A 23162-nucleotide genomic window follows, 5' to 3' on the forward strand; every position below is an offset into this window, starting at 1 on the left:
CATGGTGCTCTTTGATGACAGCGAGACGTCGCCGGTGCTGACGGAGACGACCCGGGTGGTGCACGGCTTGCGCGTCCCGATGCGCGACGGGGTCGAACTGTCGCTGGACCTGGTCCGGCCCGACCTTCCCGGCCCGCTGCCGGTGGTGCTGGTACGCACGCCGTACGACAAGGTCTCCAGCCGGGACGGCGAGCTGTACGTGAAACTCGCGCAGCGGGGGTACATCACCGCCTTCAACGACTGCCGGGGGCGGTTCAACTCCGACGGGGTGTTCCGCCCGCAGGCCGACGAGGCCGACGACGGGTACGACACGGTCGAATGGATCGCCGCGCAGGAATGGTGCGATGGCAACGTGGGGATGTGCGGTGGCTCGTACGGCGGGCAGACGCAGTGGTACGCCGCGTCCCGGCGGCCGCCGCACCTGAAGGCGATCGTGCCGTTCTGCTCACCGCCTTCGTCGTTGTGGCGCAACGAGCCGATCTTCGGCGGGTGCTGGCTGGTGGGCACCGCGGAATGGGCGGTCGCCATGGGCGCGCGATCCTGGCAGCTTCTCAACCCCCTGACCATGCTGAGCGAGCATCAGCCGTACTTCGACACCCTGCCCCTGGCGGCGGTGCCCGGGGCGGCGGGAGTCTCCTCGCCCTGGTGGGACGAGATGATGGAGCATCCCGTCCGCGACGATTTCTGGAAGCGGCGGGAGTACGAGCACCCCGAGGATCTCGCGGTCCTGAACATCACCGGCTGGTGGGACATGAACTTCCCCGGCGCGCCGCTGAACTTCGAGGCCATGCGCGCCGGACCCTCCGCGGCCAAGCAGCAGCTGGTCATCGGGCCGTGGCCGCACGTCGTGAACACCAGCCGCGAGCTGAACGGCGTCGACTTCGGGGAAGAAGCCGTCATCCCGCTGTACGACCACGTCATCCGCTTCTTCGACCGGTGGCTGAAGGGCGTCGGGAACGGGATCGAGGACGAGAAGCCGGTCCACGTCTTCGTCACGGGCGCCAACCAGTGGTGGGCCGAGGACGACTGGCCGCTGCCCGGCACCGAAGAGGTGCCCTACTATTTCCGCGCCGAGGGCGGGCTCTCTCCCGAGCAGCCGGGCATCGAGCCGCCCGACTCCTACCGTTACGACCCGGCCGAGCCGGGGCTGCGCGCCTGGAGCCTGCACGACGGCCCCGTCGACGACGGCCCGGCGACGCCGCGTAAGGACGCCGTCTACTACACCAGTGAGCCGCTGACCGCGCCGCTCGACGTCGTCGGCTGGGTCACCTGCCGGCTCTGGGCGTCCTCGTCGGCCCTCGACACCGACTGGCACGTGCGGCTGACCGACGTGCACCCGGACGGCAGCGCGCGCTTCCTGTGCCGCGGCGCGCTGCGGGCCCGCTTCCGCCACTCCTTCGACGAGCCGGAGCTGCTCGAACCCGGCAAGCCCACCCTGTTCGAGTTCACCATGGACGGCACGGGCGTGCGCTTCCTGCCCGGGCACCGCATCCGCGTCGAGGTGAGCAGCTCGGCCTTCAACCGCTACGACCGCAACACCAACTCCGGCGCGGACAACCCGTTCACGGACGACACGATCGTCGTCGCCGACCAGCAGATCCACCACGAGGCCGGGCTCGCCTCCGCCGTGGTGCTTCCCGTGGTCCGCCGCTGATGACGAGGCGGTCGCGGACCGGCGTGCACCGGATCCTGGAGTATCTGGGCAGTTCGGTGCTGGACGTGGCCGCCGCCGAAGGCGACCTGGACGCCGAGGTCACCGGCGTCCACATTCACGACCCGGCGGACGAGCCGCTGGTGCCGCCCGGCGCGCTGGTGCTCGGCGTCGGCGTCGTGGGCGCACGGCAGCTCCGTGACCTGCTGGGGGCCGCCGAGCCGGGTGCGGCGCTGGTCGTCAAACACCCGGTCGAGGTGGACGACGAGGTCCGCGCCGTCGCGCGGCGGACGCGGACCCCGGTGCTCGGGCTGAACCGGAGCGCCTCGTGGTCCCACGTGGCCGCGCTCATCCGGTCGATGCTCGACGAGGACGGGCCGGAAGCGCCCGACGACCCGCCGGACGACCTGTTCACCCTGGCCAACGCGGTCTGCGCGCTGCTGGACGCGCCGATCACGATCGAGGACCGCGCCTGCCGCGTGCTGGCCTACTCGGAGCGGCAGGACGAGGCCGACGCCCCGCGGGTGGAGACCATCCTCGGCCGGCAGGTGCCGGAACACCTGCGGCAGCTCATGGACCGGCTCGGCACCTACCGGGAGCTCTACAAGAGCCGGGAGCCGGTGTACATCCAGCACGGGGACATCCACCGCACGGCCGTCGCGGTGCGCTCCGGCGACGAGATCCTCGGCTCCATCTGGGCCGTGACCCGCGAGGAACTGAGCCCGGCCCGCAAGCGGGCGCTGGCCGACGCCGCGACGATCGTGGCCATGCGCCTGCTGCGCATCCGGGCCGGCGCCGACACCCGGCGGCGTCTGCGGACCGAACTGCTGTCCACCGTGCTGGCCGGCGGGGCGCAGGCCGTAGAGGCGGCGGGCAGGCTGGGCGTCTCCGGCGGGTGCCTGTGCGTGCTGGCCGCCCAGCTCGTCCCGGAGGCCGAGCACGAGGATCCGGTCAGGGCCGAGAGCGAGCGCCAGCGCTTCGGCGACGCGCTGGCGCTGCACCTGGGGACGATTCACCCGCGCTCGGCCGCCGCGCTGATCGGCTCGGTGGCCTACGCGATCCTGCCGGCGCCCGCGGCCGGCGACGCCGGGCAGCGGGCGGTCCGCGTGGCCGAGGACTTCCTCCACCGGGTCGGCCACCGCTACGCCGCCAACATCGGCGTGGGCCTGTCGGCCGCGGGCCTGATCGAGGTCGCCAGGTCGCGCGCGGACGCCGATCGCGCGCTGCGGGTCCTGCGCTCCCGGCGGGCCAGCGGCGCCGTGGCCGCCTACCCGGCGGTCCAGTTCGAGTCGCTGCTGCTGCAACTGGGTGACCTGGCCGCGGCCGAGGGACAACGACCCCGCGGGCCGTACCAGCTGCTGCTGGAGCACGACGCCGGGCACGGCAGCGACCTGGCGGGCACGCTGCGCGCCTACCTGGAGGCGTTCGGGGACGTCGTCTCCGCGGCGGCGGCCATGGAGGTGCACGCCAACACCTTCAGGTATCGCCTCAAGCGAGCGGTCGAGGTCAGCGGCATCGAGCTGAACGACCACCGCGCACGGCTGCACGTCATGCTCCAGATGGAGATCTTCACGCCGCCGCCCCGCGACCGGGACGTCAGCTGGTGATCCACTCCGTGGAGACCGTGACCTCGGACAACACCTCCGGCAGCGGGTCCACGCCGATGCCGGGACCGGCGGGCACGGCCAGGTGGCCCTCGGACAGTTCGAAGGGCGGGGTCAGGTCGGTGGCGAAGTAGCGGCTCGAGCCCGAGGTGTCACCCGGCAGGGTGAATCCGGGCAGCGCCGCCAGCGCGATGTTCGCCGCGCGCCCGATGCCGGTCTCCATCATCCCGCCGCACCAGACCGGGACGCCGTGCGCCCGGCAGAGGTCGTGGATCCGGCGGGCCTCCAGGTAGCCGCCGACCCTTCCGGGCTTGATGTTGATGATCGAGCAGGCGCCCAGCGTGATCGCGGCGGCGGCCTGCGCGGCCGAGTCGATCGACTCGTCCAGGCAGATGGGCGTGCGCAGCCGCCTGGCGAGCTGGGCGTGCTGGACCAGGTCGTCGTCGGCCAGCGGCTGCTCGATGAGCAGCAGGTCGAAGTCGTCGAGCCGGGCCAGGCGCGGGGCGTCGGTGAGCGAGTAGGAGGCGTTGGCGTCCACCTGCAGCAGCAGGTCGTCACCGAACATCTCGCGCACCGCGCGGACCGGCTCCAAGTCCCAGCCGGGCTCGATCTTCAGCTTGATCCTGACGTACCCTCGGCGACGTACCCCTCGACGGCGTTCAGCAGCTCGGGGATGGTCTCCATGATCCCGACCGACACCCCCGCCGGCACCCGGTTCTTCTCCGCGCCCAGGTACCCGGCCAGCGATTCCCCCGAGGAGCGCAACCAGGCGTCCAGGACGGCGGCCTCCAGGCCCGCCTTGGCCATGCGATGCCCTTTGAACGGCGCGAACGCGGCGCCGGCCAGGTGCGGCCGCTCGGCGCAGGCCAGCGCCGGGATCAGGAAGCGGCGCAGCATGTCCGCGGCGCCCTCCACGTACTCGGCGTTGTAGCGCGGCTCGCTCAGCGTCACGCACTCGCCCCACCCCTCGGCGTCGGCGGTGACCACGCGGATCAGCAGGACGTCCCGCGACGACGTCACCCCGAAGGACGTCCTGAACGGCGCTTTCAGCGGCATGGCCAGCCGGCGCAGCTCAACCCCGTTGATCTTCATGGCATCCCCTTCTCGATCACGTATCCGGAGCGCCGGTGAAACCCGGTCACCCGTGCCCCCTCACCGAGCAGCCCGCCCAGCACCTCGCGCAGCGCCAGCCGCCACGACCGGGCCGCGGCGGGGTCGCTCCTGCGCAGCCCCTCGATGTCCGCGGGCACCGCGACCAGCACCGTGGCCGCCGCCGTACTCCCGGGGACCGGCCGCCCGTCCACGTCGCGCAGCGCCGCGACCGCGTCCGGCGGGATCGCGCTCCGGTACGGCTGCCGCCCCGCCGCGGCCACCACGCACGGCTCGGCCAGCCGCCACCGCATGAGCACCCGGTCGGAGTCGTCACCGCCGCCGTTGATCGCATCGGTCATGGACCCGTAGAACGCCGGAAGGTAGGTCTCGGGCCGGGCGCCGAGCTTGACCAGGTTGAAGTGGGCGTTGCGGCGGACCAGCGGATCGAACGTCCAGGTGATCTCGCCGAGCCCCCTCTCCAGGGCCCACTCCCGCTGATGCAGCTTCAGCGCGAAGCCGATCCCGCGCCCCTGGTCGGCGCCGGTGATGTGGGAGTGCAGCACCCGCCCGGCGGGCGCGGCCAGGAACCCGACGGACGCGCCGGTCATCCGGCCGCCGTCGTAGGCCCCGGCCACGTAGTTCCCGGCGTGCGACAGGGCGCGCAGCCACTCCACGCCGACGGCGTCGACGCCGGGCGGCGGTTTCCAGATGCGGTTGAACAACCCCACGACGTCCTGGAGGTCCGTCAGCTCGTGGAGGTCGCGCACGATCATCGCGGCACCCCCGCGGCCAGCTCGGCGAGCGCCTGCGCGGCCCGCTCACGGAACTCCGCGACGCGGGCGAGCTTGATGTCCTCGTAGCCGCGGATGAGATCGGGAAGCGCCGCGATGGCCGCCACCTGATCGGCCGTCTCCTGGTTGAGCCGCTCCAGCGCTCGTGCCATGAGCTGCCGGTACTCGGGGATGAGCGCCCTTTCCACCCGGCGCACCCGCGGGCCGCCGAACGGGTCGAAGCGGGTGCCGCGCAGCTTCCTGGCCGCCCTGAGCAGCCTGAAGATCGGTCCCGCGGTACGGCGCAGCCGTATCTTGCGCTTCATGCCGAGAGCGCGCAGCACGGGCGGGTGCAGGAGGACCGTTTCCTTCGCATCCGGCCCGAACTCCGCGACGCGGCGGGCCTTCTCCGCCGGATCCAGGTGGAGGCGGGCCACCTCGTACTCGTCCTTGTAGGTCATGAGTTTGTGCAGGTTCCTGGCGTAGGCCGCCGTGAGCGCCCGGCCGGTCTCCTCGTCCACCCGCTCGGCCACCAGGGTCTCGACCTCGCGTACGGCGTCGGCGAAGCGGCGGGCGTAGGCCGGGCTGTGGTAGTCGGCCAGGTCGGCCAGCCACAGCTCCATGCCCGGCGCGTCCTGGGGCGGGACCGCCTCGGGTGGTTCCAGCACGGCGGCGCGGCCCCAGCGGAAGGCGGCCAGGTTCTTCTCCACCGCGGCGCCGTTGAGCCGGATGGCCCGCTCGATCGCCTCGGCGCTCAGCGGCAGGCAGCCGTGCTGGAAGGCCGCGCCCACCAGCAGCAGGTTGGCCGGAAGGTGATCGGCGAACAGCCTCTCGGCCAGCCCCTGCGCGTCCAGGTACAGGTTGTGGTCCGCGTCGGTCACGGACTCGATGCGCTCCAGCGCGTCCGCCGGCGAACTCGGCAGCGCGGCGCGGTGGGTGATCATGCCGAGGGTGGGCACCAGGGTCGTGTTGACGACCGCGATCGTGTGACCGGGGCGGGCGGCGGCCAGGTTGGCGTCCGCGGCGGCGCCGATCAGGTCGAGGGCCAGCAGGACGTCGGCGGTGCGCTGCCCGGCCTTGACCGCGCCGTCGATCGGCCGCGCGGAGATCCGCAGGTCGCTGACGACGGGCCCGCCCTTCTGGGCCAGCCCGGTCTGGTCCACGCCCGCCGCGTGCCGCCCGTCGAGGCGGGCGGCCATCTGGAGGACCTGCGACACCGTGACCACGCCGGTGCCGCCGATGCCCGGCATCCGGATCAGCACCTCCTCGAAGCGGCGCTCCGGCTCGGGCAGGCCGCCCGGCGGGGGCGGCGGCGCCTTCTTCCGCCTGGTTCCGGGCGTCACCAGCAGGAACGAGGGGCAGTCGCCCTTGAGGCAGCTGAGATCGGTGTTGCAGGACGCCTGGTGGATGCGGGTCTTGCCGCCGAACGGGGTCTCGACCGGGTGCACGGACAGGCACGTCGACTGCTCCGCGCAGTCGCCGCAGCCCTCGCACACCCGCTCGTTGATGACCACTTTCTCCTTCGGGGCGGGCAGAAGGCCGCGCTTGCGGAGCCGGCGTTCCTCGGCGGCGCACCGGTCGTCGTGGATCAGCACCGTGACCCCGTCGAGCGCGGCCAGGCTCCGCTCGGCCGCGGCGAACTCGTCCCGGTGCCGGACCGAGGCGATCGGGTCCAGGCGCGCGCCCCTGTAGGAGGCCGGGTCGGCCGTGGTGACGATGACCTTCCTGACGCCCTCGGCGGCCAGCCACCGGGTCAGCGTCGGGACGTCGAGGCGGCCCTCGGCCCGCTGCCCGCCGGTCATCGCGACCGCGTCGTTGTAGAGCAGCTTGTAGGTCATGGTCACGCCCGCGTCCACGGCCGCCCTGATCGCCAGGGAGCCGGAGTGGTGGAAGGTGCCGTCGCCCAGGTTCTGCACGAAGTGCCGGTCCCGGGTGAAGGGCGCGATGCCGAACCACTGGGCGCCCTCGCCGCCCATCTGGGTCAGGCCAAGCTGGGTGCCGCGTCCCTTGCCGTCCAGGGCGATCATGGCGTGGCAGCCGATGCCCGCCCCGACCAGGGTGTCGTCGTCCGTGCGTGTGGAGGTGTTGTGGGGGCAGCCCGAGCAGAAGAACGGAGCCCTGGCGGCCACGACCGGCAGGGGCCGCCCGGCGAGCGGCTCCCGCCGCCGGGGCCCGCCGGTCAGCACGGTCAGCGCGCCGGCGACGTCGTCGGCGGTGAGCGTGCCCTTCGCGGTCAGCAGCTCACGGCCGATCACGTCGGGGGCGTCCGGGCACCGGTAGAGCGCCTCCTTGAGACGGGACTCCACGAAACTGACCTTGTCCTCCACCACCAGGACCGTCTTCAGGCCCCGGGTCAGCTCCACCAGCTCGTCGTCGGCGAGGGGGTACGGCATGGCCAGCTTGATCAGCCGCAGCTTCTCGCCCGTCCCCAGGTCTGCGACCGCGCGGAGCACCGCGGCGTAGGCGCCGCCGGGGGCGATGACGCCCAGCGTGGCGCCCTCCGGGTCATGGGTGACGCGGTTCAGGCCGTTGGCGCGGGCGTAGGCGCGGGCCAGGTCCAGCCGGCGGGTGCGCATGTCGTGCTCGGCCTCCAGCACGGCGGCGCCCAGGCCCGCCGCCCCCGCCCGGGAGGGGTCCGGCATCGGGATCCGGTCACCCGGGCTCGTCAGGTCCACGGTGGCCGAGCCGTCCGCCACGTCGGAGAGCATCTTCAGGCCGACCCACAGCCCGCTGGCCCGCGACAGCGCCACGGCGTGCAGCCCCAGCTCGACGACCTCGCCCACCGAGCCCGGCACCAGCAGGGGCATCGACAGGCTCTGGCACATCTGCTCGCACGAGCTCGGCACCGACGACGACTTGCAGGCCGGGTCGTCGCCGATCCACGCCACGACCCCGCCCAGCGGGGCCGTGCCCGTGACCATGCCGTGCCGTACGGCGTCGGCCGCCCGGTCCAGGCCCGGGTTCTTGCCGTACCAGAATCCGGTGACGGCCTCGTGCAGCCTGCCCGGGGCGCGGCCCAGGAGCTGTGTTCCGGCCACCGCGGTCGCGGCCAGTTCCTCGTTCAGGCCGGGGCCGAAGACCACGCCGGCGGGGCCGAGGAAGCGGGCGGCCCGCTCCATCTCCAGGTCGACGCCGCCCAGGGGCGATCCCCGGTAGCCGCTGACGAAGACCCGGGTGTCGAGGCCGCGTGCCTCGTCCAGGCGGCGTTGCTCCAGCGTCAGCCGCACCAGGGCCTGGACCCCGGTCATCAGCACGCGGCCGTCGGAGCGGGTGTACTTGTCGTCGAGCGCGTTGTCCGGTGGCATGACGGCTAGCGGTCCCTCAGCCGTTCGCGCACGAGTTCCTGGGCCGTGAAGTACGGGCTGACGCCGTCCCGCCCGGCCCGGTCGAGAACCCGGCCGAGCCGGTCGCCGATCCCGGCCACGAGTGCGTCGGCCTGCTCGGGGGTCTGCCGCCGCAGCTCGACGGCATGGGCGTAGATGGCGCCCCCGGCGCTGACGATGTCGTCCGGCGCCCAGAGGACACCCCTGTCGTGCAGCATCTGCGCGACCTCGGGCGTGGCGATCTGGTTGTTGGCCGGACCGGCGATGGCGGCGCACCTGAGCCGCGGCACCAGTTCCTCGGTGAGCAGCCCGCCCAGCGCCGCCGGGACCAGGATGTCCAGCTCCGCCCCGAGAAGCTCGTCGGGGCCGGTCCAGCTCGCGCCCACGTCCTCCGCGAGCGCCCGCTTGCCCGGATCGACGTCGGCCGCGAGGATCCACGCCCCTTCCTCGGCCAGGTGCCGCGCCAGATGCGAGCCCACGTGCCCGAGCCCCAGCAACCCGACCCTGCGCCCCTTGAGCCCGCCGTCGCCCAGCCGCGCGCAGACGGCGTGGAGCGCGGACATCACCCCCGCGGCCGTGGCGGGGGAGGAGTCGCCGCACCCGCCCATCTCCACGGGCGTGCAGACGACGTGCGGGGTCCGTTCCTTGATCACCGCCATGTCCGCGGGCCCCGTCCCCACGTCCGGCCCGGTCACGTAGCGCCCTTGGAGGGAGTCGATGACATCGCCCACGTCGTGCAGCAGGTCCCGACGGCTGTCCGGCGTGAAGACGTGCCCGATCGGCAGCGCGACGACCGTCTTCCCGCCCCCGGTGTCCAGCCCGGCGATCGCGCACTTGTACGTCATGGCCTGCGACAGCCGGAGGGCGTCGCTCAGCCCGTCACGCCAGTCCGCGTAGTGGTTCACCCGGCAGCCGCCGCCGGAACGGCCCGGAGCGGTGGAATGAATCGCGATGATAATCGGCAGGCCGGTGCGCTGACCGGCCCGGATGACGATTTCCTCGTGCGAGAACATGAATTCCCCTGTCCCGGGTCAATGCGCTGGCATGTGCAGATTAGGGGAATTCTTGGGGGCGTTTCTCTGGACGCCGATACGAAAAAGGCGGCCCGATTGGTACCGGTGTCCGGAACGGTCAGGCCAGGCCGATCCCGGCCGCGATCGGCAGCGTCACGGCTCCCGGCAGCGCCTGCCAGAGGAGCGCGGTGGCGTCGTGGGCGCTGTCCTCGGGCAGAGCATGCAGGGCGGCCGACCGGCGGACGGCGAGCAGGCGGCCGGGTCCGATCGGCTCGTCCCACCCGGCCGCGACGGCGCCCTGCTCGATCCGGGCGACGAGCGGGGTGATGGCGTCGCCGTCCATCGTCAGGCCGAGGTCCAGGAAGACGTGGACGGCGGCCGTGTCCAGGTGCAGCAGTTTGGCGCGGCATTCGCTCCAGGTGGCGCTCCCCGCCCGTCCGCTGGCGCGTTCCCGGGTGTGCCAGGCGGTGACGCGGTCCGGGCGGCGCTCGGCCCGCTCGTGCAGGACGGCTCCGGCGCCGTCGACGTCGCCCAGGTCCAGGGCGAGCACGTGCGCGGTGGTGTGGGCGAGAAGCGCGTCGAGGCAGGCGGCGGCCTGGCCGGGGCGGCCGTCGACGAGCAGCCCGGCCGTGACCGTCAGCTCCGCGGTCTCCGCCCTTTGCCGCTCGCGCACGAGGCCCGCGTCGTCGAGCCGGTTCGCGGCCAGGGCCGCGTCCCAGACCCGCTGGGCGTGCACCATGTCCTCCCGGACCTCGCCGCGCTGCTCGGGGTCGCCGGAGAAACCGAATCCGGCGGCGGGGTTCGCCTCGGCTCCGCGAGCGCCCGCCCCCCGGTTCTCACCCGGAGCGGCGGGCGCGCGGCCGGCGTCGCGGCCGGTTCCGGAGACGCCCGCGAGGTCGTCCAGGGAAGCGGGGGGATCGTCGGTCCGCGCGGAGACGGGGATCGAGGAGACCGTCGGCCAGACGGGAAACGACGTCATGGTGGACCTTTCCACTGAGGCGGCACGTCACGTCCCCGCGGCTACCCGGCCGGAGCCGCCCAAACCCCGCCAGGCGGCCGCGCATGTTTCGGCTGGTGGAGGCGGGAAGAGGGAGAAGATGAACCGCGTAGCCGTCATGCTCCTGGTGGCCATGGCCGCCGCGGGGTGCGCGCGGCCGGACGCCGGCGCGGCCCGCGCCGCCGCCGAGTTCTCCGCCGCGCTCGCGGGCGCCCGCTGGGGGCAGGCGTGCGCGCTGCTGACCGAGCGGGCTCGCGAGGGCCTGGAAACCGGCGGCAAGGCGTGCGAGGAGACGATCCGGGAGCTGAGGCTGCCGGGCGGGCCGCCGCACGAAACGCTGACGTACGGCGACGAGGCCCGGGTACGGCTGGCCGGCGACACCGTCTTCCTGCACCGATTCGGTGACCGGTGGCGGGTGCACGGCGCCGGTTGCCGGCCGCGGCCGGGCCTGCCGTACCAGTGCGAGATCGGGGGATGAGCGATGCGGATCATGTTCGCGGTGACGGTGTTCATCATCGCCGCGGGACTCCTGTACATGATCACCGTGGGGGTGCTGGGTCGATGAGGCGGTTCCTGCGGGAGAACACGCTCGGCCTGTTCTTCCTCATGGGGTTCCTGGTCACGCTCGCCGCGCAGTCGATCGCCGGGGCGGCCGACCACAACGCGCGGCAACTGGCCGAGGGCGGGGCGCCGGTGCCGTGGGTCGCCTATGTGACCTCCTCCGACTTCGCCGTCGACGTGGCCGAGAACTGGCAGTCGGAGTACCTGCAGTTCCTGCTGTTCATCATGGTCACGGTCTGGCTGGTGCAGCGGGGCTCGCCGGAGTCCAAGCAGCCGGGCGAGGAGGGCGCCCGCGTCGGCAAGGTGAACCGCGCCAGCCCGGCGTGGGCCAGGGCGAAAGGCTGGCGGCGCCGGGTGTACGCGAACTCGCTCGGCCTGGTCATGGGCGCGATCTTCGTGCTGTCGTGGCTGGCCCAGTCGCTGGCCGGGACCACGGCCTACAACAACGAGCGGCTCGCCCAGCTGCAGGACCCGGTCAGCTGGGGCGGCTACGTCACCTCGGCGGACTTCTGGAACCGGACGTTGCAGAACTGGCAGTCGGAGTTGCTGGCCGTCCTGTCGATGGTTGTCCTGTCCGTCTACCTTCGCCAGAAAGGCTCACCCGAGTCCAAACCGGTCGGCGCCGCGCACGCGGCCACCAGCGTGGAGAACTGACCGCCTACCTGAGGAACGCGGGCGGCACGTGGTCTGCCAGCCAGACGCCGTTGGCGCTGCGGTAGAACGGGTGCCCGGTGGCGTGCATCCCGGCCGCGTCCACGACCAGGACGACGGGTACGCCGCGCCGCCCGCCCACCCGGAGCGCGGTCTCCCGGTCGGCGGACAGGTGGACGTGGTCTCCCGCCGGGTGGCAAGGGGATATTTCGCGACATGCGACACTCGGGGCGTGGCGCAGCCGTACCGGCACCTCGACATCGCGCTGATCCGCGTCACCACCTACGGCGAGGCGGATCTCCCGCCATGGCCCGGCGGGCAGTGGCGTGACTGGATCGTCCAGGTCTGGGCCCACCCCTGCGTGGCCGCGGCCGTCACGCTGGCCAGCCCGGTCCTGGCCGAGCGCGTCGAGGCGCTGCGCGCCGGGCGGGAGATGGCCGACGGCCGCCTGCGGCGCATGGCGTTGTCGCTGGCCGGATACCTCGTGCGGATGCGGGGGAGGGCCACGCCCTTCGGGCTGTTCGCGGGGGTCGCGCCGCTGAGGTTCGGCGGGGCGGCCGAGTGCCGCCTCGGGGAGCCGGTCACCAGGACGAGCCCGGACGGCCTATGGCTGGACGGGCTGATCGCCCGGCTGGAGGCGGCCATGCCGGCGCGCCTGCCGGTCATGGTGAACGACCTGGCCCACGTGCGCGGGGACCGGCTCGTGGTGCCCTGGCGGCCGGAGGCGGACGAGGTGTCGGTCAGGTACGGCCCGGCCGTCCGCAAGCTCGTGGAGCTGGCCGGGGCGCCCATCCTGACCGCGGACCTGCTCGACGCCCTGACCGAGGCGTTCCCCGGCGCCAGTGGCGCGGCGCTGGGGAAGATGGTCGCCGAGCTCGTGGCCTGCGGGGTGCTGATCACCGGCCTGCGCCCACCCTCGACCGGCCCCGACGCGCTCACCCACCTGATCGGCCACGTGCCCGAGGGGCCGGCGGCACGGGAACTGCGCGAGATCCAGGCGGCCTTGGCGGCGGCCGACCGGTTGCGCGGCGAGGGCGCCGCCCGCGCACGGCAAGCGGTCGCGGCCCGCATGCGGGCCCTCCACCCGGCCGAGGACGCCCAGCCTCTCCGCGTGGACCTGCGGCTGGACGGCTCCGTGACCCTGCCCGCCCAGGTCGCGGCCGAGGTCGAGGCGGCGGCCGGTGCGCTGCTCCGGCTGACGCCGCACCCGGCCGGGCATCCGGCCTGGCAGGACTACCACCTCGCCTTCCTGGAGCGCTACGGCGAAGGCGCCGTCGTCCCGATCGGGCAGCTCATCGACCCCGCGACGGGCCTGGGCTTCCCCGCCCACTACCGGAAACCATGGGAGCCGGGACCCCTCACCCACCGGGACCGCCGCCTGCTGGCGCTGGCGCAGCAGGCGGCCCTGGACGGCGCCCGGGAGGTCGTCCTGGACGACGCCGCGATCGACGACCTGGCCGCCGGTCATGAGCCGCGGGCCCTGCCGTACCTGGAGCTCGTCGCCGAGGTGCGCGCGGACCTCAGCCTGGAGGTCCTCGCGGCCGACGGTACGGCGGGCGGCCTGATGGGCCGGTTCGCCGGCCTTCTCCCCGGGGAGGCGGGCCTGGACGCGCGGCTGCCGGTCGCGGTGCGGGGCGCGGTGAAGGCACAGCTGTCGTTCCCGCCCCGGCATCCCCGGGCCCATGACCTCGCCCGCACCCCGCTCCTCCTGCCCGAGCTGATCAGCGTGGCCGAGCACCGCGCGCGCCCGGGCATCCCGTGGCGCGAGCTGGCCGTGACCGCGGACCGCGACCGGATGTACGTGCTGCGGCCGGACCGGCGGCAGGTGGTGGAACCCGCCCTGACCAGCGCGGTCGCCCGCGAGGCCATGCCACCGGTGGCCCGCCTGCTGTTCGAGCTGCCGCGGGCCCGGGGCGCGGTGGTGTCGCCGTTCTCGTGGGGGGCGGCCGCGGGCCTGCCGTACCTGCCGCGCGTGCGCTACGGCCGCGCCGTGCTGGCCCCCGCCCGCTGGCACGTCACCCTCCCCGGACCGCGGGCGGCCGGGCCGGAATGGGCGCGAGCGCTGCGGGATCTGCGCGAGCGCCTGCGCCTGCCCGCCATCGTCTCCGTGGGCGCCGCCGACCGGCGCCTGCGGCTCGACCTGGACGAGCCCATGAGCCTGGCGCTGCTGCGCGCCCACCTCGGCCGCGCCGGATCCGCGGTCGTGGCGGAGGCGTCGAGCCCGGCGGAGCTGTTCGGCGGGCGCGCGCACGAGATCGTCGTCCCCCTGGCCGCCACCGCCCCGCCCGCCCGGGCGCCCGTGATCGGGCCGCTGTTCAGTCCGGCGCACGCCGTCCCGCCGGGTGCGGACGTGGTGTACGCCAAGCTGTACGGTCACCCCGCCGTCGTGGACACGATCCTCACCCGGCATCTGCCCGAGCTGCTCCGGACCTGGGAGGACGGGCCGCCGATGTGGTGGTTCGTCCGCTACCGCGACCCTCGGCCGCACCTGCGCCTGCGGCTGCACCTGACCGGCGCCCGCGCGTACGGCCCGGCCGCCGCCCGCCTCGGGACCTGGGCCGCCGGTCTGCGCGAGCGGGGCCTCATCGGGGACGTGGTCCTGGACACCTACCATCCCGAGACCGCGCGGTACGGCCCGGGCGAGGCGCTGGCCGCCGCGCATGCCGCCTTCGCCGCCGACTCCGCGGCGGCGCTGGCCCAGGTGGCGACGCTGTCGGCGGCCCGCCGGGTGCACCCGCACGCGCTCACCGCGGCCAGCCTGGCCGATCTGGCCGCGGCCCTGCTGGGCGGCCGGGCGGAGGGGGCACGCTGGCTGATCCGGCACCCGGAGCCCGGACCCGCCCCCGCGGGCGGCCGGGCGCTCGCCCGCCAGGTGCTCGAACTGACCGGCGAGAACGCGCCGGCGAACCTCCCCGGCGGTACGGAGCTCGCCGCCGCCTGGCGGGACCGGCGCCGGGCCGTGGCCGCGTACACGGGCCTCGTGGGCGCGAGGTCACCGGTGATCGACTCCTTCCTGCACCTGCACCACCTACGCGCCCTCGGCATCGACCCCGGCGCCGAACACACCTGCCGCAGGCTGGCCCGGGCCGCCGCGCTGTCCTTCACCGCCCGCCGGTAGCGATGGTAGGTATGAGGAGTGCCGCCTTTCGTCCGGACCAATCGCGAAGAATTCGACTTTCCGGATTACGCCGGGCTCCCCCCGGTCCGCTACGTCCTGGCCGCGGCGCCACGCTCGGGCAGCAACATGCTGGCCCGCGCCCTCTGGCACACCGGGCAAGCCGGGTTCGCCGACGGCTACCTCACCGACACCCACGTCCTGGACTACTTCGAACGCTGGGGCTTCGACACCGCCGACCCCGCCGAACTGGTCACGCGCTATCTCAGACGCCTGATGACCTGCCGGACCAGCCCCAACGGCGTCTTCGGCATCAAGGTGCACGGCGGCCACCTGATCGGCCTCGAAGCCGACCTGGACGACCTGCTCATGTCCCCCCGCTACATCTGGCTCAAGCGCAGAGACCGGGTACGGCAGGCCATCTCGTTCGCCCTGGCCCACCAGACCGGCGTCTGGATCGTGGACGGCGTCTACGTCTCGATCAGCCGGACGACGTCCGAGCCCCGCTACGACTACGCCGAGATCCGCGGCCACCTGTCCTGGCTGGAGCGCGAGGCGAGGATGTGGGACGACTACTTCGCGAGCCGCTCCGCCGTACCGCACATCCTGTTCTACGAGGACCTGATCGCCGACTACGGACGGGCGGTCCACGGCTGCCTGCGGCATCTGGGGGTCGACTCGCCCGGGCGCCTGCCCGACCCCGGCATCCAGCGGCAGGCGGGCGAGACCACCGAGCGGTGGCTGGAGTGGTTCGCGCGCGACAGCGCCCGCCACGGAGACGCGCCGGCCGTCATGGAATCGTCGAGCTGAGCGGCCAGCGCCGGATCCGGTACGGCGTCCACCACACGTACCGGCCCACCTGATGCAGCAGGTCGGCGCTCAGGTAACGCTCGGCCACCGCGGGCGGCAGGGACGCCGCCCGCACGCCCCGCAGCAGCGGCGCGATCGCCTTCTCCCGATGCGGGCCGCGGATGACCAGCCGCCGGAACGTGCCCGAGCGCCGGTCACGGACCTCCATGAAGCCGGGCCCCAGCCGGTAGCCGCACATGGCGACGTGAAAGGAGTCCCGCCACCGCGCCGCGATGCCGTCACCCGCCGGGCCCGCGTACACGGTCGCCGGAGGATACAGGTGGCTCAACGGCCGCCAGCCGTCCTCCGGCACCCCAGCCGCCCAGTCCACCGCGATGCCGTGGCTGGTCAGCTCGCGGACGACGGTGAGCGCGGCCACCGCGGCGGCGCCGTCGGCGTCGGCCAGATCGACCGGATCGTCCAGCCGGGCGAGCTGAATCCCGCCGGCGGCCAGCCGCGCAGCGGTTGCGACCGGGTCGCCGGTGACGTCCACGCGCCCGGCGTACATCCCCGGCACCCGCATGGCCTCCGGGTCGCGGTCCCTCCACACCGTGAGCGTGCTCATCGCGCCGCCACCGCCTGTCCCAGCGCGGGCACCAGCGGCTCGCCGCGCCCGAGGTTCTCGCCTTCGAGCCGCAGGAGGTCCTGATTGGCCGCGGCGGGCGCGACGTGTACCGCCTGGCCCGCGTCGCAGAAGATCACGCCGAGTGCCCGCCACTCCGTCACCAGCGCGTCGATCCGCTCCTGCGCGGCCCCGGTCTTGCGCGCCAGCCCCGCCGCGCTGTGGGGCGAGTCGAGCAGCCGGAAGACCGTCACCTCCAGGGGATCGGTCAGGTCCAGCACCCCCCACGAGAACCCGGGCCGGGTGTCGACCAGCACGATGTGGTCGCCGAGGTCGCAGTGGGTCAGCCGGCTGCGCGGGTAGGCGTCCTTCCAGGCGGCCACCGCCGCGCGCAGCCGGTCCAGGCAGCCGGCGCCGATGCCGCGGTGCGGGGAGTCGAAGACGTAGACGAGGTCGGCCAGTTCCGCCTCCGGCAGGTCGTAGATGTGGAAGTAGTGCGCGGCCGGGCGGAGCTCGCCGAACCCCAGCTCGGGCCGGTCGAAGTACGGGCTGAAGCGCTCGACCTTGATCCGGGTGGCGTTGGACGGCGGCATGAGGTGGTGCAGGGCGGGCACCTGGTCGATCACGTTGTCGTAGTCGGCCTCGGACTCGCCGGGGAAGCCGTAGAGGTAGTTCCAGTTCAGGTTGATGCCGACGGTCTCGGAGTCGCGCAGCAGCCGCACGTTCAGGCAGCCGCTCACGCCCTTGTCCATCAGGGTCAGGACGCTGCTGCTCAGGTTCTCCACGCCCGGCTGCACGTAGGAGATCCCGGCCGAGCGCAGGATCTCGAGCTGGTCGCGGCGCAGGTTCGACTTGATCTCGTAGCCGATCCGCAGGTCGTAGCCGGACTCCCGCAGCCGGGGCGCCATCGAGCTCAGATAGGCCATGTCGAGGATGTTGTCGGTCACCCACACGTCGAGGATGCGGTGCCGTTCGACGAGGCCGAGGATCTCCTCGACGAACGCGCCGGGGTCCTTGCTGCGGAACTGCATGAGCGAGCCGTTGAGCCCGCAGAACGTGCAGTGGTGCTTCTCGCCCCACCAGCAGCCGCGCGAGCCCTCCACGGTGAGCCGCGGCTCCACCCAGGCGCCCGCGACGGATCTGGCGTGCCGCTCGAAGTAGTCGCCGAAGTCGGGCGTGACCAGCGCGCCCGGCGGCAGCGGGCGGGCCTCCTCGGTGTTGGTGACGCTCTCGCCGGCCGGGCCGCGCCAGCACAGGCCGGGGATCGCTGCGGCCTCCGCGTCCCCGCCGCGGATCGCCTCCAGCAGCCGGGGGAAGGCCAGCTCGCCCTCGCCGCGCACGACGAAGTCGACGAACGGGAAGTTGCGGTGCATCGCCGCGCCCTGCCTGCCCTCGCAGTTCGGGCCGCCGAACACGACGACGATCTCCGGCGCCAGCCTCTTGATCTCGCGCGCGGCCGCCAGCGCGGCGGCGTTCTGCGCGAACGTGGCGGTGAACCCGGCCACCTGCGGCTCCATGTCCACGATCCGGGCGGCGATCTCCTCGATGAACCGCGGCGCCAGCTCGTGCAGCTGCGTCGCCTTGGCCAGCATCGGCTCCGGCACGCTGCCGTCGAGGAACGCGGTGTACTCCTCGACCTTCCAGCGCGCCCGCTCGTTCAGCGCCGCCGAGAAGATCCACTCGCTGTGCCCGGAGAAGAAGGAGCTGACGAAGGTGTCGTACTCCTCGAAGCTGAAGCCCACGTGGGCGTCCACCCAGTCGATGTAGTCGAGGTTGGCGTGCACGACCTCGACCTCGTCGCCGGGGAAGACGTCGAGGACCCGGCGTTTCAGCACGCCGAGCGAGAGCGACGGCGCGTCGACCGTCGACCACGGCATGTCCGCCAGCACGATGCGCATGCGTCCTCCAGGTGTCACCACAGGCCCCGCCGCGCCAGCGCGCGCCGTGCCGCCTCGGTCTCGTCCGTCGGCTCCGCCGCGAACGCCGCCGCCACCCGCTCCGACACCACACCGCGCGTGACTCCGGCGGGCGTGGCGAAATAGGCGTACGGCACGGCCGCCCCGCCCGGGGCGTTCTCCCCCCAGGCGGCGAGGGCGGACGGCGCGTACCGGCGCAGGGCGGCGTGCCCGCGGCCGGTCTCGACGATCGCGCCCACGTCGCCGCCGATGACGAACGACAGCGGCTGCTCGCACGACAGCGCGGCGAACAGGGCGATCATCAGCTCGTGCGTCACCGTCTCCCGCACGACCCGCTCCCCGGCCCGGTCGAGCAGGAACGCCGCGAACGCCTCCTCCACCGACACGCCCGGACCCGCGTAGGGGACCAGCCGGAAGGCGGCGAAGTGCGGCGAGGCGAGGAACCCGTCGAGCAGTTCGGCGTCGGGGAGCCCGAGCATGCGCACACTGCGCGGGAACGTCTCGGCCAGGGTGCCGTGCGCGCCCAGCCGCCAGATCGTCGAACGGAACCGGCGCGCGGCGGCGTCCAGCTCGTCCAGGTCGATCGTCGCCAGGCACTCCAGCTCGCCCGCATCGGTGGCCACCGCCTCGGCGCCCTCATCGGCCAGACGCGCGCGCAGCCCCTGGTCGAGCAGCAGCCGCATGATCAGGCCGGTGAGCCGGTCGCCGTCGAGCGACGGGGCGCTCATCGGGCGACCTCGTCCCGCCACGCCTCGACCATCTCCTTCAGCCGCCAGTAGTTGCGCCGCGACTTCTCGACCAGCTCGCCGTCGTCGCGGAACATCGGATCCTCGTAGGTGACCCCGAGCAGGTTCGGGCAGCGCGGCAGCAGGTACGCGGTGAGCTCGAGCTGCTCGTCCAGCAGCACCCCGTGGTGCAGGTCGCGGAACTTGCCGCCGACGATCTGGCAGCCGGACAGATGCAGCTCCCGGCAGCGCGTCAGCGGCAGCGCCTCGATCTCCTCGACCATGTGGCGGCCGGTGCGCCCGCGCAGCCACTGGTAGCTGAGCAGGTGCCCCACGTCCAGCGTCACGTCCACGTCGGCGTCGTCGGCCAGCCGCGCGAAGTACGCGAACGCGTCCAGGCCGCCCAGCACGAACGATCCGCCCTCGGTGAACCCGGGGAACTCGACGTGCAGCGGCAGCTCCAGCAGCGCCGCCGTCTCGGCCACGTTCCGCGTGGCCAGTTCCAGGCCCGGCTCGGTCAGCGGCGGCGGCAGGGGATAGGGCATCGGATACCCGCGCAGGTTCCAGATGCCCAGATCCTCCACCACCCAGCGGAAGCCGTACCGCCGGGCCAGCTCGTTGGTGAACTCCGCCGCCGGCCGCCGGTCGTAGCGCTCGGGCGTGCCCATGTTGAACTCGGTCTGGTGAAAGGCCCGGCCGAGCCCGTGGGGCAGCGCGGCGAAGAACCGGTCGTAAGCGCGCACGTAGTCGGCCGCCCGCGGCCTGGCCCGCGAACGCGGCTGGTAGGCGAAGGCGGCGTAGCCGAAGTCCTTGCCGTGCCGGTCGGCGAAGGCGCGCACCCGCGGCATCACGTCACCGCCGTCGTCGCTCTCCATGAACCCGACGCCGCGCCGGCCCAGGGACCCGCCGCCCCACGGCATGTCCATGAGCAGGCCGAATCCCATCCTGGACGTCGTCATGCCGGCCTCCTCGTGCCCGCGGTCTCCTCCACCAGGCGGGCCAGCAGCCGCCGCCCGCGCGCCGTGCGCGCCGCGAGCACCTCGCCGTCGGCACGCTGCTCGACATCACGGCGCGGCAGCGCGTAGAACCGCTCCCACACCAGGTCCGCGAGGACGATCCGCCCGTCTCCGCTCATCTCCGTCCGCGCGTCCCCGCCCCTCTCGGCCCGCCCGTTCCCGCCCATCTCGACGTGCGCGGGCACCGTCCTCACCCACGGGTACGGCAGGACCGCCGCGACCGGATCGGCGTCCGCCGGGCCGGAGCCCCGTGGCACGACCGCGGTCGCCTTGCCGGGCCGTACCGTGTGGAAGACGCGCACCAGCCGGTCCAGCGCCTGCCCCCGGGTCGGCCCGTCCCGCACGGTCATGCTCCGCCCGACCCGGCCGGACAGATAGCTCAGCTCGGGATTGCCGGCCGGCGCGCTCCCCAGCGACAGCCCGAACCCGTCCGGGTCCTGCGCGAGCCGGCTGCCGGGCTCGGCCACCATGAGCTCCAGCGCGTCGATGCCGATCCGCTCCTGGTTGGCGCGCAGGAACCGCAGGGACTCCGCGAACTCCGCCGGCGTCTCGTCGAGGACGTGCCCCATCACCGACAGGCGCACCACGATGCCCGCCGCCGCGAGGTTGTCCAGGATGCGCTGGTAGTCGGCGGCCCGCACGCCCCGGTCCATCCGGTCCAGCAGCCGCTGCGCCGTACCCTCGTAGCCGACCGACATGAGCTCGCAGCCCGCCTCGGCCAGGTCGCGGCAGAACCCGGGGTCGGCCAGCGTCGCATCCAGCCTGCTGCGCACGCCGAACCCCACCCTGACGCCGCGCTCGCGCACCTCGCGCATCGCCTTGACGATCAGCCGCAGGTTGGTGTTCTCATCCGAGATCGCCACGAACGCCGCGCCGGTGTCGCGGACCACGGCCTGCACGGCGTCGGCGATCTGCCGGACCGTCCCCTGCTGGTAGGCGCCCGGGGCGAGGGACCGGTTGCCGTAGGAGCAGAACGCGCACCGGCCCCAGAAACAGCCGACGCACGAGACGATCGCGGCCTCCATGGTCTCGTTGAGATAGGACCGGAACGGCAACCCGGTGAAGTCGGGCGGGCCGAGCTCGTGGAAGCGCAGCGTGACCGGCTCGGCGGAGCGCTCGCCGCGGGGCAGCCAGATCATGCCGGGGACCGCGCTCATCGCGGCCGCGCCGTCCAGGGCGTCCAGCCAGCGTTCGAGCGGTTGCTCGCCGGCGGTCCAGCACAACGCGTCCACCGTGGCGAGCACGCCGGGCAGGCGCCGCAGTTCCTCGTGCCGGAGCATCACCTGCTGCCCGCCGAGGCAGATCCGGGCCCGCGGCAGGAGTTTCCTGACCCAGGCGGCCACGAGCAAGGCGGGGGCGAGCTGGCTGAAGAACGCCACCGACAGGCCGACGACACGCGGGCGCCGCCGTACCAGAAGCTCCTCGACCATGGCGTGAAGGCGCGCGACCGCGGCGCCCGACGCGGCGGGCGGCAGCCGCGCGGCCTGCTGGGCGGCCGCGTCGAGCTCGGGCAGGTCCCGCCACGTCCGTGCGAGGAACGTGTCACGGACGAACAGCTCGATCGCGTGGTGCGCCAGCCGTACGGCGCGCACCGCCCCCAGCTCGCCGGACGCCTGTTTGCGCAGGACGTGCGCCCTGAGGTCGCCGGCGTGCCGGGCGACGGCCTCGGCCATCGCCGCGCGGTACCAGCCGCTCACGTCCTCGCCCGGCGCCTGCTCGAGCTGCCGCGGGCGCCGTAGCAGGTCGTGCAGTAAGGCGATGTTCAGATCCGCCTGATGCACGCGCCGGCCGCGCCGTCGCAGATGCCCGGTCAGGTACGGCAGGCTCAGGTACGGGAAGAACCTGGCCTCGGTCTGCGGCGGAAAGATGAGCACGACGTCGGCGCCGTCGCAGTCCGCCTCCTGCCCGGACGGCACCATCAACCTCCTCGGGCTCCGGGGCAAGCGCATTCCGGTCACCGGCCGGGCGGGAACCCGGCCGGCGCCCGTGTCAGGCCCTGGCAGGCAGGTCTCCGGTGTCCTCCGCCGCCTTGTAGGTGTAGGAGTGGTAGGACCCGCTGAGCTTGAGCTCGCTGGAGTCGATCACTTCCAGTTGGTCCAGCTCGGTGAATTCGTCGTCGATGAGCATGTCGGGGTGCACCGCGGCCACGGTCCCTCCTCATGGGGAATCTGCCGGCAGATGTGGCGGTTGCGGTGTCGGACACCGCTCGTACCCGCGCCCTTCTTTACCTGCTCCACGGTAACGACGTGCCGCCGCCCGTCAAGGGCCGTCGAGCCGGGCCGTGGTGAACACGACGCGGTCGTACGGCGACCAGTTCCCCGTCTCGTACAGCAGCCCGACCGTGGCCTCGCCGAGCGCCACCAGGTCGGAGTAGGCGGCCGGCAGGCCGGAGACCTGGTGGACGACCTGCCAGGTCTGGCCGCCGTCCGTGCTGCGGCGCAGCGCCATCGCGGCCCGGTCGGCCAGGTGGGACGGGCCTGAGTACACCAGGTCGCCGCCGGGCAGGGCGAGCACGCTGGCCTGGACGTCGGCGGTGACGATCGTGGCCTGCGCGCGATAGGGGAACTCCAGGGTCTGGCCGCCGTCGTGGCTGTAGGCGTCGGCGCGGTTGCCGGGGCCGGTGCCGCCGCGGTCGCGGCAGTTGAAGTAGAGGCGGCCGCCGGGGAGTTCGGCCAGCGTGGTCTCGTTCTCGTTGACGTAGCCGTTGGGGTTGGAGGAGGTGAAGCCGATCCGCCAGGTCGCGCCCTGGTCGTCGGAGTAGACGCAGTGGCCGCCGTAGTACTTCGGCTCGGAGCCCGTGTCGCCGGCCGCGGGCGGGCGGGAGTGGCTGGCGCCGATGACGACCCGGCCGGAGCCGGTGACGATGCCGTGGCCGGGGCCCGTGGCGTACCAGCGCCAGGACGGCTGCTTCACGGCCGCGGTGATCTCGGCGGGCCGGCTCCACGTCGCGCCCGCGTCGTCGGAGTGCTGCTGGTAGACGCGGCGGGGGGCCTCGACGCCCTGCATGATCTCGTGCTCGGTGGCCGTGCCTGCGTTGCGGCAGGTGAGCAGCAGGATCCGGCCCGACGGCAGCACGACCGGCGCCGGGTTGCCCGCGGTGTCGCCGGGGTGGCTGGTCACCACCTGGAGCGGGCCCCAGGTCGCGCCGTCGTCGGTGGAGCGCCGGCACACGACGTCGATGGCGCCCGTGTCGCTGATCTTCTGCCGCCCCTCGGCGAAGGCGATGAGCGTGCCGTCCTGGGCGCGCACGACCGCGGGGATCCGGAACACCGGGTACCCCGTGCCTGCGACGAACACCGGTGTCGCCATGCCTCGAT

Annotated in this window: 20 protein-coding genes; 6 read left to right on the forward strand and 14 right to left on the reverse strand. The window is 73.5% G+C overall.

Features of this window, described 5'->3' with window-relative positions:
- Window position 1 precedes the first annotated feature (1 nt).
- Together FVE25_RS18700 and FVE25_RS18705 are read left to right on the forward strand one after the other, a co-directional pair.
- A complete protein-coding gene (locus FVE25_RS18700; protein WP_157248230.1) occupies window positions 2-1654 on the forward strand; it encodes a CocE/NonD family hydrolase in 1653 nt (550 codons plus the stop codon).
- Window positions 1654-3258 carry a helix-turn-helix domain-containing protein gene (locus tag FVE25_RS18705; protein ID WP_157248231.1) on the forward strand — a complete coding sequence of 535 codons (1605 nt, stop codon included), beginning with the start codon at window positions 1654-1656 and terminating at the stop codon, window positions 3256-3258. Before FVE25_RS18700 ends, FVE25_RS18705 begins: the two co-directional genes overlap by 1 nt.
- Here the strand turns inward: FVE25_RS18705 and menC are convergent.
- The 6 genes from menC to FVE25_RS18730 all read right to left on the reverse strand — a co-directional run bounded on the left by menC (window position 3248) and on the right by FVE25_RS18730 (window position 10432).
- Window positions 3248-3877: an o-succinylbenzoate synthase gene (menC, locus tag FVE25_RS57015; RefSeq protein ID WP_246267186.1), complete on the reverse strand. Its 630-nt coding sequence runs from the start codon at window positions 3875-3877 to the stop codon at window positions 3248-3250. The two genes, FVE25_RS18705 and menC, sit on opposite strands and share 11 nt — an antisense overlap.
- Window positions 3868-4347, reverse strand: coding sequence for an enolase-like domain-containing protein (locus tag FVE25_RS57020; protein WP_246267147.1), 480 nt, complete (start codon window positions 4345-4347; stop codon window positions 3868-3870). Before FVE25_RS57020 ends, menC begins: the two co-directional genes overlap by 10 nt.
- The gene (locus tag FVE25_RS18715; RefSeq protein ID WP_157248232.1) at window positions 4344-5120 is read right to left on the reverse strand and encodes a GNAT family N-acetyltransferase; all 777 of its coding nucleotides are present in this window, start codon (window positions 5118-5120) and stop codon (window positions 4344-4346) included. The genes FVE25_RS57020 and FVE25_RS18715 overlap by 4 nt, the downstream gene beginning before the upstream one ends.
- Entirely contained in the window at window positions 5117-8422 is a 3306-nt protein-coding gene (locus FVE25_RS18720) for an indolepyruvate ferredoxin oxidoreductase family protein (protein WP_157248233.1), read from the reverse strand. Before FVE25_RS18720 ends, FVE25_RS18715 begins: the two co-directional genes overlap by 4 nt.
- Before the next feature lie 5 nt (window positions 8423-8427).
- Complete coding sequence (locus FVE25_RS18725; protein ID WP_157248234.1) at window positions 8428-9453, reverse strand: Glu/Leu/Phe/Val dehydrogenase dimerization domain-containing protein; 1026 nt, start codon at window positions 9451-9453, stop codon at window positions 8428-8430.
- 118 nt (window positions 9454-9571) lie between these two features.
- The gene (locus tag FVE25_RS18730; RefSeq protein ID WP_157248235.1) at window positions 9572-10432 is read right to left on the reverse strand and encodes a hypothetical protein; all 861 of its coding nucleotides are present in this window, start codon (window positions 10430-10432) and stop codon (window positions 9572-9574) included.
- Between the two features lie 118 nt (window positions 10433-10550).
- Here FVE25_RS18730 and FVE25_RS18735 point away from each other — a divergent pair, with 118 nt between their 5' ends.
- Together FVE25_RS18735 and FVE25_RS18740 are read left to right on the forward strand one after the other, a co-directional pair.
- Window positions 10551-10928 (forward strand): hypothetical protein, encoded by a 378-nt coding sequence (locus tag FVE25_RS18735; RefSeq protein ID WP_157248236.1) that lies wholly within the window; start codon window positions 10551-10553, stop codon window positions 10926-10928.
- An 83-nt stretch (window positions 10929-11011) separates the two neighbouring features.
- Window positions 11012-11665, forward strand: coding sequence for a DUF6766 family protein (locus FVE25_RS18740; protein ID WP_157248237.1), 654 nt, complete (start codon window positions 11012-11014; stop codon window positions 11663-11665).
- A 4-nt stretch (window positions 11666-11669) separates the two neighbouring features.
- Here the strand turns inward: FVE25_RS18740 and FVE25_RS55260 are convergent, their stop codons facing one another.
- A complete protein-coding gene (locus FVE25_RS55260) occupies window positions 11670-11915 on the reverse strand; it encodes an RNA 2'-phosphotransferase (RefSeq protein WP_343046148.1) in 246 nt (81 codons plus the stop codon).
- On the opposite strand from FVE25_RS55260, the gene FVE25_RS18750 reads away from it, so the two are divergent.
- Together FVE25_RS18750 and FVE25_RS18755 are read left to right on the forward strand one after the other, a co-directional pair.
- Window positions 11895-14780, forward strand: a complete 2886-nt coding sequence (locus tag FVE25_RS18750) for a lantibiotic dehydratase (protein ID WP_246267148.1) — start codon at window positions 11895-11897, stop codon at window positions 14778-14780. The genes FVE25_RS55260 and FVE25_RS18750 overlap by 21 nt on opposite strands.
- A gap of 18 nt (window positions 14781-14798) precedes the next feature.
- Entirely contained in the window at window positions 14799-15587 is a 789-nt protein-coding gene (locus FVE25_RS18755) for a Stf0 family sulfotransferase (RefSeq protein ID WP_157248239.1), read from the forward strand.
- On the opposite strand, the gene FVE25_RS18760 is transcribed toward FVE25_RS18755, so the two are convergent.
- From FVE25_RS18760 to FVE25_RS18790, 7 genes are all read right to left on the reverse strand, one after another.
- Window positions 15568-16191, reverse strand: coding sequence for a DUF5825 family protein (locus tag FVE25_RS18760; RefSeq protein ID WP_157248240.1), 624 nt, complete (start codon window positions 16189-16191; stop codon window positions 15568-15570). The genes FVE25_RS18755 and FVE25_RS18760 overlap by 20 nt on opposite strands.
- A complete protein-coding gene (locus FVE25_RS18765) occupies window positions 16188-18086 on the reverse strand; it encodes a RiPP maturation radical SAM C-methyltransferase (RefSeq protein ID WP_157248241.1) in 1899 nt (632 codons plus the stop codon). The genes FVE25_RS18760 and FVE25_RS18765 overlap by 4 nt, the downstream gene beginning before the upstream one ends.
- Window positions 18087-18100: 14 nt before the next feature.
- Window positions 18101-18832, reverse strand: a complete 732-nt coding sequence (locus FVE25_RS18770; RefSeq protein WP_157248242.1) for a hypothetical protein — start codon at window positions 18830-18832, stop codon at window positions 18101-18103.
- Window positions 18829-19788 (reverse strand): multinuclear nonheme iron-dependent oxidase, encoded by a 960-nt coding sequence (locus FVE25_RS18775; protein ID WP_157248243.1) that lies wholly within the window; start codon window positions 19786-19788, stop codon window positions 18829-18831. The genes FVE25_RS18770 and FVE25_RS18775 overlap by 4 nt, the downstream gene beginning before the upstream one ends.
- Window positions 19785-21764, reverse strand: a complete 1980-nt coding sequence (locus FVE25_RS18780; RefSeq protein ID WP_157248244.1) for a B12-binding domain-containing radical SAM protein — start codon at window positions 21762-21764, stop codon at window positions 19785-19787. Before FVE25_RS18780 ends, FVE25_RS18775 begins: the two co-directional genes overlap by 4 nt.
- A 70-nt stretch (window positions 21765-21834) precedes the next feature.
- Window positions 21835-21993 (reverse strand): hypothetical protein, encoded by a 159-nt coding sequence (locus tag FVE25_RS18785; RefSeq protein WP_157248245.1) that lies wholly within the window; start codon window positions 21991-21993, stop codon window positions 21835-21837.
- 111 nt (window positions 21994-22104) lie between these two features.
- Window positions 22105-23154 carry a sialidase family protein gene (locus FVE25_RS18790; protein ID WP_157248246.1) on the reverse strand — a complete coding sequence of 350 codons (1050 nt, stop codon included), beginning with the start codon at window positions 23152-23154 and terminating at the stop codon, window positions 22105-22107.
- Window positions 23155-23162: the final 8 nt, after the last annotated feature.

The organism is Nonomuraea typhae (assembly GCF_009760925.1).
Classification (GTDB): domain Bacteria; phylum Actinomycetota; class Actinomycetes; order Streptosporangiales; family Streptosporangiaceae; genus Nonomuraea; species Nonomuraea typhae.